Below are 13,038 nucleotides of genomic sequence, written 5' to 3'. Positions count from 1 at the left end.
CCCGTGCCTTGCCGCACGATAAACAGAAGGGGCCACACGGCCCCTTCCTTTACAGCAACGATCACGCCCAGTGATGGGCTCGCTTGGCCTTCTGCAGCTTCTCGTAGGCCGCCAGCAGCTTCTGGTGCAGCGGGAACTGGGAGAGCGACAGATCGGCCGCCTCCAGCCCGTGGAAGCGTGCTTCGCCAGTGGCGTTGGCCCATGCCTGTGCCAGCGTCTCTTCACCATACATGCGAGTGAAGACGGCGCGATACTGCTCCGGATCCCGCTCCTCGTCGAGGAACAACTCGACGCAGGCACGCAGGGCGCGGTAGTAGCTGGCACGCTCGGCAGTAAACACCGACTGGTTGAACTCCATGGTCCAGTCGATGAGATCGAGAGCAGTCTCCAACTCACCGGCGGCCAGCGCCAGCATGGCTTTCAGCTCGCCAACGCGCAGGGTGTGCAGCGCTGTACCCTTGACTGCGGCGATGCCCAGCAGCTCGCGTACACGGGTACGCTCGTCGTGCCCCTCTTCATCCAGTTGATCAAACAACGCCATGTACTGCTCGGCATCCCAATCCAGTGATGGCAGCGCCAGGATCACTTCGCGCAGGTTGGCGCCCATGTTGTTGTTGGCCAGCAGCAGATCTTCGGCCGGATAGATGTCGGACATGCCCGGCACCAGAATGCGGCAGGCGTAGACCCCCAGATGCTCGTAGTCGGCGATATAGACCGGCTGCTCCAGCTCATGGAAGATGCCGATCAGGTGGTCGAACTCCTCCTGCGAGGTACCACGGAAGTCCCAGTCGGCAAACTCGAAGTCCGCATCCTGCTTGAACAGATCCCAGCTGATGAGGCCCGAGGAGTCGATGAAGTGGGTCTCGAGGTTGTGGTGATCCGCCACCTGCTCGTTGTCGAATGACGGCGGCACAAACACGTCGAGATCCTTGAGACCACGGCCCTGCAGCAGCTCGGTCACGGTACGCTCGAAGGCCACTTCGAAGCGCGGGTGGGCGCCGAAGGAGGCAAAGCAGGTGCCGTTGCTCGGGTTGAGCAGCACCACACAGATGACCGGATAACGGCCACCCAGGGAGGCATCGAAGCTGTAAATGGGGAAGCCTTCCGCTTCGAGCGCCGCGATGGAGGCGGCAATCCCCGGATAACGGGCAATGACCTCGTCCGGGATCAGCGGCAAGCTGATGGCCTCGGCGATGATCTTGTTCTTCACGTGGCGCTCGAACACCTCGGAGAGCGCTTGAGTGCGCGCTTCGGTCTTGGTGTTGCCAGCGCTCATGCCGTTGGAGACATAGAGGTTGCCGATGATGTTCATCGGGATGTAGACGGTCTCGTGATCGGACTGGCGCTCGAACGGCAGGGCGACGATACCGCGCTCCTCGTTGTTTGACTGCAGATCCACCAGCATGTCGGCGGTCACTTCACCATCCGGGTTGTAAAACTTGCGGGTGAAGCTGTCTAGCAGACCGGCCGGGAACTGGTCACCCTCGATGGGGAACCACTTCTCGTTCGGGTAGTGAACGAAATCGCCGTTGGCGACCTGCTCGCCCAGATAGAAGTCGGCGAAGAAGTAGTTGGTGGAGAGACGCTCGAAATATTCGCCAAGGGCAGACGCGAGGGCCGCCTTCTTGCTGGCACCCTTGCCGTTGGTAAAGCAGAGGGCGCACTCTTTGTCGCGAATATGCACCGACCAGACGTTCGGCACGGGGTTGAGCCAGGAGGCCTCTTCAATATCAAAGCCCAAGGCTTGCAGCTTGGTCTGGAAGCGTTCGATGGAGTCTTCCAGCGCCGCGTCCTTGCCGGGAATAAAAGTGTGGTCAGTCATCACGATATCCTGATTTTTATTGGCTCATGTTCGGCCGCAGATAATAGCAGGGGTCGGCGGCTTTGGCAGGACAAAAATCAGCAAACAGGGGTGAGTCGCACAGAGAGAAACCGGCTTGCCCCCTCTCCCCCGCCACAAACAGCGCGGGCCCGGGGATTGCCCGGGCCCGCTTGTTACGCGACGCGATAAACCGTCAGAGCTGCTTACCCTGGCTCGCAATCACCTGGCTGTACCAGTGGAAGCTCGCTTTCTTGATCCGGCGAAGGGAGCCCCCCTGCTCGTCACGCTCCACATAGACGAAGCCGTAACGCTTCTGGTAGCCGTTGAGCCAGCTCAGGATGTCGGTGAACGACCAGGCGCAGTAGCCGAGCAATTCCACCCCATCCTGCATCGCCTCTTGGCACGCCTTTACGTGGCTGCGCAGGTAATCGATGCGGTACGCATCGTTCACCTTGTCGCCCGCCTCCAGCTTGTCGAACTCGCCAAGGCCGTTCTCGGTGATCATCAGCGGCAGACCATAGCGGGAAGAGAGGCGACGCAGGGCGATGCGCATCCCGGTCGGGTCGATGGCCCAGTCCCAGTTGCTGGTCTCAAGGTGCGGATTGGGCGCCGTCTTGTAAAGGCCCGGGATGCCGCTGGACGGCGTGGTGCCCTTCTTGCCGGTGGTGTTGATCCGCTGCAGGGTCTGACCGCCCAAGGGGTTATCTGTGTAGGTCAGGGTGTAGTAGTAGTTGACGCCAATGTAGTCGGGCGTCCCCTCTCGCAGCAGCTCCATATCGCCCGGCAGGATCTCCGGCGCCTCGCCGTTTTCCCGCAAGTAAGCGAGTGCCGCTTGCGGATAGCGGCCAAAGCAGTAGGCATCCAGCCACCAGAGGTTGTTGAACTCCTCGGCGTTCTCGTAGGCCAGCATATCTTTCGGATCGCACGACGCCGGATAGGCAGGAGAGTAAGCAAAGCTCGGGCCGATGAGGCCATTTGGCACATGCTGGCGAAACGCCTTGATCACCCGGGCGTTGGCCAGAAACGCGATATGGTTGGCGGCAAAGAAGCGCTTGCGATCCTGCACAGCGGGCGGATGGGTGCCGAGCTGATAGGCGTTAGTCAGGTTGTAGTTCTGCTCGTTAAGCGACACCCAGTACTTCACCTTGCCGGCAAAGCGCTGATAGAGGGTCACGCAGTAGCGCTCGAAATCCTCGATAATGCGTCGGTCTTCCCAACCGCCGTACTCATCCTGCAGCGCCTGCGGCAGATCCCAGTGATAAAGGGTCAGTACCGGCTCGATCTGGTGGGCCAAGAGGGTGTCGATCAGCTTCTCGTAGAAGGCCAGACCCGCCTCGTTCACCTCCCCCCGACCGGTGGGATAGATGCGCGGCCAGCTCACCGAGAAGCGGTAAGCCTTGAGCCCCATCTCGGCCATCAGCGCCACGTCCTCTTCCATGCGGTGGTAGTGATCCACCGCCACATCGCCGTTGCTCCCCTCAAAGGTCTTGCCCGGCAGCTTGGTGAAGAGATCCCACACCGAAGGCCCCTTGCCATCGGCATTCCAGCCCCCCTCCACCTGATAGGCGGCGGAGGCGGCGCCCCACAGAAAATCGCTCGGGAAGTCGTTGAACTTGTGGTGATGCATCTGGTGTTGCTCCTTCTGCGCTGATGGTGTCAACCATCTCTGATAACTCGGCGCCCCCGTGCCGGGGCATCCGAAATGAATTGGCATAAGCATCCATCACTTCTAAAATTCCGTCCAATGACAAATTTGACCACTCAACATTCCCAACAAGAATGAAAGGAGCCCTGATGGAGCTACGGGATCTGAAAGCCTTCGTCACTCTGGGGGAGGTACTGCACTTCGGCCAGGCGGCGGTACGTCAGCACGTTACCCAGTCGGCCCTGAGCAAACAGATCAGGCGACTGGAGGAGGAGCTGGGCGGTGAACTGTTCGAGCGCAACGCCAGTACCACTCGCCTCACCGGACTGGGCAGGGCGCTGTATGAGGATGCCCGCGCAGTAGTCATCCAGAGCGAGCAGCTCTCGCGCACCGCCCGCGACGTGCTGGCGGGCAATGTCGGCACCCTGCGCATCGGCTTTGGCGTGGCCACCAAAATCCTGGTGCCCGCCGCCATTGCCCGTTTTCGCGCCGATCGGCCGCAGGTGACCATTGAGCTCAACGATCTCTCTACTCACCACCAACTACTGGCGCTCAGTGAAGGCAAGCTGGATCTCGGTTTTTGCCGCCTGCCCGCCCCCAAGGGGTGGCACGCCCTGCCGGTGGTCGAGGCCCACTTTGTCGCCGTCCTGCCCGCCAGCTACCGCGATGTGAGGGAGCTGGCGGATCTGGTGGACAAGCCGCTGGCGATCCTGCGTCGGGACAAGGCGCCGTCCTTTTACGATCACCTGATGAACTATCTGGCCCAGAGCGGGCTGCGTTTTCGCGATATCCAGTACGTCAACGACTTCGCCGCCGGTGTTGCCACCGCGGCGGCAGAGATCGCCTGGACTCTGGTTCCCTCCTCCACCACCATCGAGCACCCGGATGTGCTCACCCTCCCCCTCAGAGATGGGGAAGCCTGCTGGACCATTGGCCTTATCCGTCCGCCCCACAGCAAGGGGCCCTTGATCGATGCCTTCTGGGCAACCATCGCCGATATGACGCCAAGATAGACACGCCGTTGGCAAACAGCAGATGGCAGCCGCGCATCAACGATATCGTTCGACGATACGCGCCAACTCGCCGCTTTGTCGCAGCTGTTGCAGGGCACTGTTGAACTCGGTTATCCGGGTATTGAAGCGGGAGTGCTTGCCGATGCAGAGATTGAACGGGGTAGAGTCAAGCTGCAGCGGCACCTCGACCACCAACCCGGAGAGACCCAGCTGGTTGAGTTTGAAGCGTGCCACCAGTGGGTCGGTCACCATCAGGTCCCCCCGCCCCGCCGCCAGCATTTTGAAGACATTATCGACATTGATGGTGTGATGAACGGTGAAGCCCGCCAGGTTCTCCTTGCCCCAGCCGTTACCGAAATAGTCGAGAAAGGTAAGCGATTTGAAGTCGCTCAAGCGGCTGGCTCGCTGAAACTCCGCCATGCGGGGATGGGCGCGCTGGGTAAAAATGGTTAGCACAGTGGTAGTGACCGGCTCTTCCACAATCAGGGTATAGCTGCGCCGCTCCCGAGTTGCGATGGTCACGAAGCCATCGGCCTGCGCCATCCGCACCAGTTTTTGCGCCCGTTGCCACGGATAGCCTTCGTGGCGCACCCGCAGCCCCATCTGCACAACCACCCGATCCATCACGTCGATCATCAGCCCGCGCATCCTGCCCTGTTCGTCACGCCACGAATATGGGGCAAAGTCGTCAAAGTAGACCATCTTCAACTCGGCCGCTGGCGCCGCCCATACACTCTGCCACATCAGCAATCCCCACAGGATTGCACTCCCCAGACTGACTCTCATGGCCGCGACTCCATCCACTTCTGCCAACTCTGAGCCTAGTGCAAAGCAGGCTGCAGCAAGGTTCAGGATCCAGTGGAAAAAGTGGCCAACGAAAAAAGAGAGGGGAAGCAGTGGCTTCCCCTCTCTCGTTCGTTTTTCAGCACACCACCTTATCGATGGCGGTCACGGCTTGCCGGTTACGCCAGCTCGGCCCGCAGCGCCCTGGTAGCATCGACCATCACCTTGAGGGCGGCTTCTGTCTCTTCCCAGCCGCGGGTCTTGAGGCCGCAATCCGGGTTGACCCAGAGCCGCTCGGCCGGGATCTGTTTGGCGGCTTTGCGCAGCAACCCCTCAATCCAACTCTGGCTCGGCACGTTCGGCGAGTGGATGTCGTAGACGCCCGGGCCAATCTCGTTGGGGTAGTTGAAGCGTTCGAACGCTTCGAGCAGCTGCATCTGGCTGCGGCTGGTCTCTATGGTGATCACATCCGCATCCAACGCCGCCACCGCCTCGATGATGAGGTTGAAGTCGCTGTAACACATGTGGGTGTGGATCTGGGTGCGGTCCGCCACCGGGCTTGCACTCAGACGGAAGGCCCGCACCGCCCAGTCGAGATAGGCCTGATGATCTTGCTTGCGCAGGGGCAAGCCTTCGCGGATCGCCGGTTCGTCGATCTGGATGATCTTGATGCCAGCGGCTTCCAGATCTGCCACCTCGTCGCGAATGGCAAGGCCGATTTGCAGGGCGGATTGCTCGCGGCTCACATCTTCCCGCGGGAAGGACCAGCAGAGGATGGTCACAGGACCGGTCAGCATGCCCTTCACCGGCTTGTCGGTCAGGCTCTGGGCAAACTTTGTCCACGCTAGGGTCATGGGAGTCGGGCGGTCAATATCGCGGGTGATCACCGGCGGCTTGACGCAGCGTGAGCCATAACTCTGTACCCAGCCGAAACGGGTGATGGCAAAGCCATCCAGCAGCTCACCGAAATACTCCACCATGTCATTGCGCTCGGCCTCGCCGTGCACCAGCACGTCCAGCCCGATGGCCTCCTGACGCGCGATGGCATCGCGGATCTCCGCCTTAATGCCCGCCTCGTAGGCGCTGTCATCGATGCGACCGGCGCGCCAATCCTGCCGCAACACCCGGATCTGCGAGGTCTGCGGGAAGGAGCCAATGGTGGTGGTGGGCAGCAGCGGCAGTTTGAGATCCGAGCGCTGCAGCTCGGCCCTGACCGGATAGGGGCTGTGGCGATCAAAATCGCTGTTGGTGAGGCTGGCGAGCCGTGACTGCACCGCTTTTTTGTGCACCCGGCTGTCGGACTCCCGATCGACGATGGGCTGGCCGTAGGCGGTGATTTTGTCGAGCTCGCCCCCATCCAGATATTCTCTGAGCAGTCCCAGCTCGAAACATTTTTGCAAGGCGAAGGCGAACCAGCTGCGGGTCTGGGGATCCAGCTCCTGCTCCAGGGTCAAATCCACCGGGCTATGCAGCAATGAGCAGGATGAGGCCACCCAGAGCCGCTCGCCGAGTTTGGCTTTCAGTGCCTTCAGAGTCGGCGCCAGCTTGGCCAGATTGGCACGCCAGACGTTGCGGCCGTTGATCACCCCGGCTGAGATGACCCACTGGGCGGGCAGATGCGGCACCAGGGTCTCCAGCTGTTCGGGGGCGGCCACCAGATCCAGATGCAGGCCATCTACTTTCAGGCTGGTAATAATGTCGCGCTGATGAGCCACTGAACCGAAATAGGTGGTGAGCAGCAGCTTGCAAGGGCCCGCGAGGCGCTCGTAGGCGTTGAGGTAGGCCAGCCGCCACTCGTCCGGCAGGTCCAGCGTTAGCGCAGGTTCATCGATCTGTACCCACTCCACTCCCTGGGCGGCCAACTTGGCCAGGATCTCCTGATAGACGATGAGCAGGCGATCGAGCAGTTCAAGGCGGGAGAAGCAGCTCTCTTTCTCCTTGCCGAGCCACAGATAAGAGACCGGCCCCAGCAGCACCGCCTTGACCGGCAGCCCCAGCGCTTTGGCCTCTTCGACCTCGTCAAACAGCTGGCTCCAGCCCAGTTTGAAGCGCTGATCACGGCTGAATTCCGGCACCAGATAGTGATAGTTGGTGTTGAACCATTTGGTCATCTCGGCGGCGGCCGCCGCCGGGCCGGTCGGCGCACGGCCACGGGCCACCCGGAACAGGGTGTCGAGATCGGTCTCGCCATGACGGTGACGCGCAGGCACCGCATCCACCAGCAGGCTGGTACCGAGCACTTGGTCATACCAGGCAAAGTCGCCCACCGGCAGCAGATTGACCCCGGCGCCGTGCTGGGCCTGCCAGTGGCGCTCACGCAGCGTCTTGCCCACGGCAACGAGTTCGGCCTGAGTGGTCTCGCCACGCCAGTAGGATTCGAGGGCAAATTTCAGCTCGCGCTTGGCGCCGATGCGGGGGAAGCCCAGGGTGTGTGCTCGTGTCATAGGTTCATTTCCTTATGCTCATTCATCTGATGGGAAACTGGATGATTTAGCCATCCAGATGTTTACACATCCAAAATGACAAGATAAGGTGACGCTGGCTATTGAATCCTCTTCAAGTGGCTCTCAAATAATCCTCAACTGACCGCCGGTAAGGTTCACCGCGAGGATACAGAGGCCGATTTTTACAGGTGCAAGAGGTGCTGCAGTCAAGAAGCGCAGCAGGCCACCGCCGACCGTAACCTCAGCGCCAGACGCAATCTCACAAGGAGCCATCTTATGGCAGTGCCAAGCAATGCAGGGATAGAGATCAAACACTTGAAAACATTGACCGCGCTGGCCGAGCAGGGCTCGCTGGCCGGTGCGGCGCTGACCCTCAACCTCACCCAGTCCGCCCTCTCCCACCAGCTCAAAGAGCTGGAGACCCGCCTCAATCTGGAGCTCTACCTGCGCAAAAGCCGCCCGCTGGTGCTGACCGCAGCCGGCAGCCAGCTGCTCGCCCTCGCCCGTCAGGTACTGCCCGCTCTGGCCCAGACCGAGAAACAGTTGCAGGCCCTGCAGAGCGGCGATGCGGGCAGGCTGCATCTGGCGCTCGATTGCCACAGCTGCATCCAGTGGCTGCTGCCGCTGTTGCCCGATTTTCGCCGCCAGTGGCCCGGGGTGGACCTGGAGGTGGAGTCAGTGCCGGGCTTTGATGCCATCAATGCCCTGCTGGGCGGCCAGCTCGATCTGCTGCTCACCTCCGATGTGCAGGCCCGCGGCGATCTCCACTTCGAGCCGCTGTTTGCCTTCGATCTGACTCTGGTGATGGCGCCGGATCATCCCCTCTGCCACCAGAGCCGCATCGAGCCGGGCGATCTGGGGCCGGAGGTGCTGCTGGTCTATCCGGTGGAGCGCAGCCGCATGGATATCTTCAGCCGCTTTTTGCAACCCGCCGGGGTGGAGCCCGCCCGCTGCAAGCCGGTGGACAACACCTCGGTGATGCTGCAAATGGCCGCCGCAGGACTCGGGGTCGCCGCCTTGCCGCGCTGGGCCAGCGACGAGTTTGTCAGACAGGGAATGCTCTGCGCCCGTCCCCTCGGGAGCGGTATTCGTCGCCATATGTACGGCGCGGTGCGGGCCGCCGATCGGGATCAAGCCTGCCTGCAGAGCCTGTTCGAGCGCATTCGCCGCAAGATGGAGGGATAGCCCTCCTCAGCGTGGCTGACCGACCTCTGCCAGCAGTGCAGGCAACTGCACCTTGATAAAGTCGATGAGGGCCCTGACCGCCGGTGACAGACCGCGCCGCGCGGGATAGAGCATCACCAGCTTGCCATCTTTGGGACGCCACTCGGGCAGCAGTTGTTGCAGCCGCCCATCCGCCAACTCACTCACGCAGGCGTAAAGTGGCAAGCCCACCATCCCTAGCCCCGCCAGCGCCGCCTGTTTGAGGGTTTGTACATTGTCACTGCGCAGCAGCACATTGACCGCCACCTCCTCACTCTCCCCGCTATCGTGCCGCAGCCGCAACAGATCGGCCTGACGCTCCAGCGAGCTGAAGAGCAGGGCATCCTTTCCCTCCAGCTGGCTAGGGTGCGCCAGCGCATTGTGGCGGGAGAGCCACGCCGGGGTCGCCAGCACGCCCCACTGCACCGTACAGAGCGGCACCTGCACCAGGCTGGAGGGGGGCTGCTCGAAGGCCACCCCGCGGATCACCACATCCAGCCCCTCCTCCAGCAGATCCACCTGCCGGTTGCTGGCTTGCACGGCGAGTCTCACCTTGGGGTATTGCGCCATAAAAGCGGGCAGCAAGCGGGCAAGCAGCGCATCGGCAATGGTAATGGGCACGCCGATCCGCACCAGACCGCTCGGCTCCTGCTGCCGTTGCCGCACAGCCGCCTCTCCGGCCTGCGCCTCGGCCAGCATCGCCTGACAGTGGCGATAGAGCACCTCACCGGCATCGGTCAGGCTGAGTTGGCGCGAGGTACGTTGCAGCAGCCGGGTATCCAGCCGCTCCTCCAGCAGCCGGATCCGGCGCGAGATCCGCGACTTGGGCACGCCAAGCGCCCGCGCGGCGGCGGTGAATCCCTGTCGCTGCACCACATGGGTGAAGAGATAGAGATCATTCAAATCAAGTTCCAGTGGTGTCATCGGGCAGCCTTGGTCAGGGTGAGGTGCATTCACATCGTTCCATTGATGGAACGATAAGAACCTATTTCACCAGATTGTCGCCGTTTTTGCAGCCATCATAATGGCCCTGTCCCCATCAGACGGTTGCTGCGCGGGCAATCCGCCCCACCAGCAAGGGCCGTTTGACTGTTCCGATATCACAAGGAGTTCACCATGAAACTGCGACAAATCTGCTCTGCCACCCTGCTCGGTCTGGCGACCCTGACCGCCACGCTTGCCACCACAGCGACACCGGCCATGGCCGCCGAGGCTGCCAGCCATCCGACCGTATCACCCAACCGCTATCTGGAGATGCTCTCCCGAGACAATGCGGTACTGCTGCTGGTCGACCATCAGGTCGGCTTGCTGAGCGGCGTGCGCGACACCACGGTGGGCGAGCTCAAGCACAACGTGGTGGCGCTCGCCAACGCCGCCCGCGCCCTCGGCGTGCCGGTGATCGTGACCGCTACCATGCCCGATGGCATGTGGGGCCCCACCATGCCTGAACTGACCAGTGCCCTGCCGGATGTGAAGGTGATCAACCGCACCGTCATCAACGCCTGGGACGATCCTGCCGTGCGCGCCGCCATTGAGAAGACCGGCCGCAAACAGCTGATCATCGCCGGGGTATCCCTCGAGATCTGCGCCAGCTTCCCGGCCCTCTCTGCCAAGGCTGCCGGCTATGATGCCCGGGTGGTGCTCGATGCCTCCGGCACCTTCAACGAAGCCAAGCGCACCACTGGGCTGCAACGCTTGCTGGGGGCCGGTATCCCGGTCACCGACTACGCCTCCGCCGCGGTCGAGATGCTGCGCAGCAACGTCGACCCCAAGGCGCACGATGTCTACAGCGCCCTCGACATGCCTTTCGCCACCTTGGTGTGGCAGATGCAAGAGGGTGCCAAGAAGTCGTAACTCGCACCGCCTTCGGTCAGATGACCGAAGGCATCTTTTGTCTTCAAGAGGTTATATCGATGACCAGACGCCTGACTCTCTCCGCCCCCGTCAAGGGCCAACCGCTGCGCATTGGCTGCGACTTTGAAGCCAGCCATTTTGGCGAACACTTTTTCAACGGTCTGATAGACCCCGTGGTGATGGTGGATCACTTCCAGATGACCGCCCCCACCTTCGAGCCCCATCCCCACGCCGGGATCTCTGCCGTCACCTATCTGTTCGAGGATTCGACGAGTCCCCACGTCAACTACGACTCTCTCGGCAATCAGGGCCCCATCGAACCGGGCACGCTCCACTGGCTGGCGGCCGGGCGCGGGGCCGTACATACCGAGCAGCCGGAAGGGGCATCCCCCTATGTCCACGCCCTGCAGATCTTCGTCAACCTGCCTGCCCGTCAAAAGATGATGTCGCCTTTTGCCGTCCACGCAGCCGCTGCCATCATCCCCGAGTTTCATGGCGAAGGGGTGCGAGTACGGGTGGTCGCAGGCCACAGCAACGGGATAACGGCGCCACACTCGGCAGAGCTGCCCCAACCCTTTACCCTGCTCGATGGCCATTGCGCGCCCGGCAGCCGCTTCACCCATCTGCTGGCGGCAGGCTGGAATGCCATGATCTATCCCCTGACCGGATCGCTGACCCTGCAGGCGGAGGGAGAGCGGCACCTCATCCCGGCAGGTCACGGGATGGGTGTCAGCCTCTCTGCCGAGGGCGGCGAGGCGGTGGCTCTGCAGCTTGAGGCCACCGAGCCCTGCCACTTCGTGCTGCTCTCAGGCCAGGCGCTCAATGAACCCCTGGTCAAACATGGCCCCTTCGGCATGAACAGCCACGACGCCATTGCAGATCGGCTGCATGCCTATCAGCGCGGCGAATTTGGTCAGCTCAACGATGAGTGGCTGCGCAGCGGCCAATATCGGCCATGAGCACGCTCGCTTGCCACCAGCCACAAAGCACGCGCTGGCCTCTGGTCTTCCTCGCCATTTTTGCCGGTGCCAGCGGCGCCCTCTGCCTTGGCAAAGTGCCCGCCGTACTCGGCATACTGCGCAGCGAGCTGGGGCTGACACTGGTCGAAGCCAGCTATCTCGCCTCAGCTTTCAATACGCTGGCGATCCTCTGCAGTCTCTTTCTCGGCCTGTTGCTGACCCGCTGGAGTGGGCGGCAAACCGGGGTTGTCGGGCTTTTGGTTATCGTCACAGGCGGTGCGTTGGCGCTGCCCGCCACCGGGCTGGCCATGATGCTGCTGTCGCGCATTGTCGAGGGGATTGGCTTTTTGCTGATCTCGGTGGCCATGCCCGCCTTTATCGTGGCGGTGACCCGGGAGGAGGATAAACGGCTGGCCATAAGCCTGTGGGCAGTCAACCTGCCCCTCGGTGCGGCGGCCGGCATGCTGCTCACCCCCTGGCTCACGGCGCAAGGTGGCTGGCGCCTGGCCTGGCTGATCCTGATGGCTCTGCAACTCTCGGCCCTGCTGCTTCTGCTGGCCAGTCGTTCGGCAGATAAACTGCGGGTCGGGGCACCCCAAAACTCGATCAACTCGGGCCACCCGCTGCGCCAACTCACGGTGCTCCGGCAGAAGGCACTCTGGCGCTACGGGTTGGCGTTCACGCTCTACAGCCTGATGCTATGGGCGCTCTTTGTCTGGCTGTCAACCATGTTGCAAGGCACTCCCGGGACTGGCCAAAGCCAGATCGCCCTGCTCTCGGCACTGGCGGTGGTCGCCAACATTCCCGGCAACCTGATGGGGGCATGGCTGCTGCGCCGGAGCGTGACGCGAGATCGGCTCATCAGCTGGGCACTGAGCCTGATGGCGCTGTGCGGCATGTTCGCCTTCTGGCCCGGCCTGTCGCCGTGGTGGGTCTATGGGCTCTGTCTCGCCCTCTCCCTGGCGGGCGGTATGGCGCCGCCGGCGATCCTCTCGTCTGCGCAGGGAGTTAGTCAGGGGACGGTGCAACTGGCCATCGTGCAGGGATTTTTTGTCCAGCTCGCCAACCTCGGTCAGCTGCTTGGCCCCCTGTTGCTGGCGGCCCTGATGACGGACAGCGGCCAATGGGGGAACGCTCGCTGGCTCTTTCTGGGCGGCTTGCTGCTGGTCGCGCTGCTCTATGCCGCGGGCCCCCTGCCGGACTCAAGCATGACTGCAAAACAGGCTCGATCGCATTCGCGGCATGATGGAAGATGACGAATAGAGAGGGAAACATCACAGTTATCGCAGGGAATGCTGGCCGGACAAGAGGCTGT

Annotated in this window: 10 protein-coding genes; 5 read left to right on the top strand and 5 right to left on the bottom strand. The window is 62.2% G+C overall.

Annotated features, from left to right (window positions below):
- Window positions 1-61 precede the first annotated feature (61 nt).
- Together ycaO and AB5Y71_RS09890 are read right to left on the bottom strand one after the other, a co-directional pair.
- Window positions 62-1,822, bottom strand: a complete 1,761-nt coding sequence (ycaO, locus tag AB5Y71_RS09895) for a 30S ribosomal protein S12 methylthiotransferase accessory factor YcaO (RefSeq protein ID WP_100645702.1) — start codon at window positions 1,820-1,822, stop codon at window positions 62-64.
- Window positions 1,823-2,015: 193 nt separating this feature from the next.
- On the bottom strand, window positions 2,016-3,449 hold the full coding sequence (locus tag AB5Y71_RS09890; protein ID WP_064337774.1) for a glycoside hydrolase family 1 protein: 1,434 nt from the start codon (window positions 3,447-3,449) through the stop codon (window positions 2,016-2,018).
- 167 nt (window positions 3,450-3,616) lie between these two features.
- On the opposite strand from AB5Y71_RS09890, the gene AB5Y71_RS09885 reads away from it, so the two are divergent.
- On the top strand, window positions 3,617-4,480 hold the full coding sequence (locus tag AB5Y71_RS09885; protein WP_368171475.1) for a LysR substrate-binding domain-containing protein: 864 nt from the start codon (window positions 3,617-3,619) through the stop codon (window positions 4,478-4,480).
- A 36-nt stretch (window positions 4,481-4,516) separates the two neighbouring features.
- Here AB5Y71_RS09885 and AB5Y71_RS09880 read toward each other — a convergent pair whose 3' ends face one another.
- Both AB5Y71_RS09880 and metE read right to left on the bottom strand, forming a co-directional pair.
- The gene (locus AB5Y71_RS09880; protein WP_139399337.1) at window positions 4,517-5,266 is read right to left on the bottom strand and encodes an ABC transporter substrate-binding protein; all 750 of its coding nucleotides are present in this window, start codon (window positions 5,264-5,266) and stop codon (window positions 4,517-4,519) included.
- A gap of 176 nt (window positions 5,267-5,442) precedes the next feature.
- The gene (gene metE, locus AB5Y71_RS09875; RefSeq protein WP_307896678.1) at window positions 5,443-7,707 is read right to left on the bottom strand and encodes a 5-methyltetrahydropteroyltriglutamate--homocysteine S-methyltransferase; all 2,265 of its coding nucleotides are present in this window, start codon (window positions 7,705-7,707) and stop codon (window positions 5,443-5,445) included.
- 276 nt (window positions 7,708-7,983) lie between these two features.
- Here metE and AB5Y71_RS09870 point away from each other — a divergent pair, with 276 nt between their 5' ends.
- Window positions 7,984-8,892 (top strand): LysR substrate-binding domain-containing protein, encoded by a 909-nt coding sequence (locus AB5Y71_RS09870; protein ID WP_013723658.1) that lies wholly within the window; start codon window positions 7,984-7,986, stop codon window positions 8,890-8,892.
- A 6-nt stretch (window positions 8,893-8,898) separates the two neighbouring features.
- Here AB5Y71_RS09870 and AB5Y71_RS09865 read toward each other — a convergent pair whose 3' ends face one another.
- The gene (locus tag AB5Y71_RS09865) at window positions 8,899-9,834 is read right to left on the bottom strand and encodes a LysR substrate-binding domain-containing protein (RefSeq protein WP_368171474.1); all 936 of its coding nucleotides are present in this window, start codon (window positions 9,832-9,834) and stop codon (window positions 8,899-8,901) included.
- Between the two features lie 192 nt (window positions 9,835-10,026).
- Between AB5Y71_RS09865 and AB5Y71_RS09860 the strand changes: the two genes are divergently transcribed.
- From AB5Y71_RS09860 to AB5Y71_RS09850, 3 genes are read left to right on the top strand one after another with little or no spacing between them, the layout of a single operon-like run.
- Window positions 10,027-10,764, top strand: a complete 738-nt coding sequence (locus AB5Y71_RS09860) for an isochorismatase family protein (protein ID WP_041210334.1) — start codon at window positions 10,027-10,029, stop codon at window positions 10,762-10,764.
- 59 nt (window positions 10,765-10,823) lie between these two features.
- Window positions 10,824-11,723: a pirin family protein gene (locus tag AB5Y71_RS09855; RefSeq protein ID WP_307896674.1), complete on the top strand. Its 900-nt coding sequence runs from the start codon at window positions 10,824-10,826 to the stop codon at window positions 11,721-11,723.
- Entirely contained in the window at window positions 11,720-12,979 is a 1,260-nt protein-coding gene (locus AB5Y71_RS09850; RefSeq protein WP_307896673.1) for a CynX/NimT family MFS transporter, read from the top strand. Before AB5Y71_RS09855 ends, AB5Y71_RS09850 begins: the two co-directional genes overlap by 4 nt.
- Window positions 12,980-13,038: the final 59 nt, after the last annotated feature.

This window comes from Aeromonas sp. R9-2 (assembly GCF_040908025.1).
GTDB classification, from domain to species: Bacteria; Pseudomonadota; Gammaproteobacteria; order Enterobacterales; family Aeromonadaceae; genus Aeromonas; species Aeromonas veronii.
This window is presented reverse-complemented; position numbering and strand designations above follow the sequence as displayed.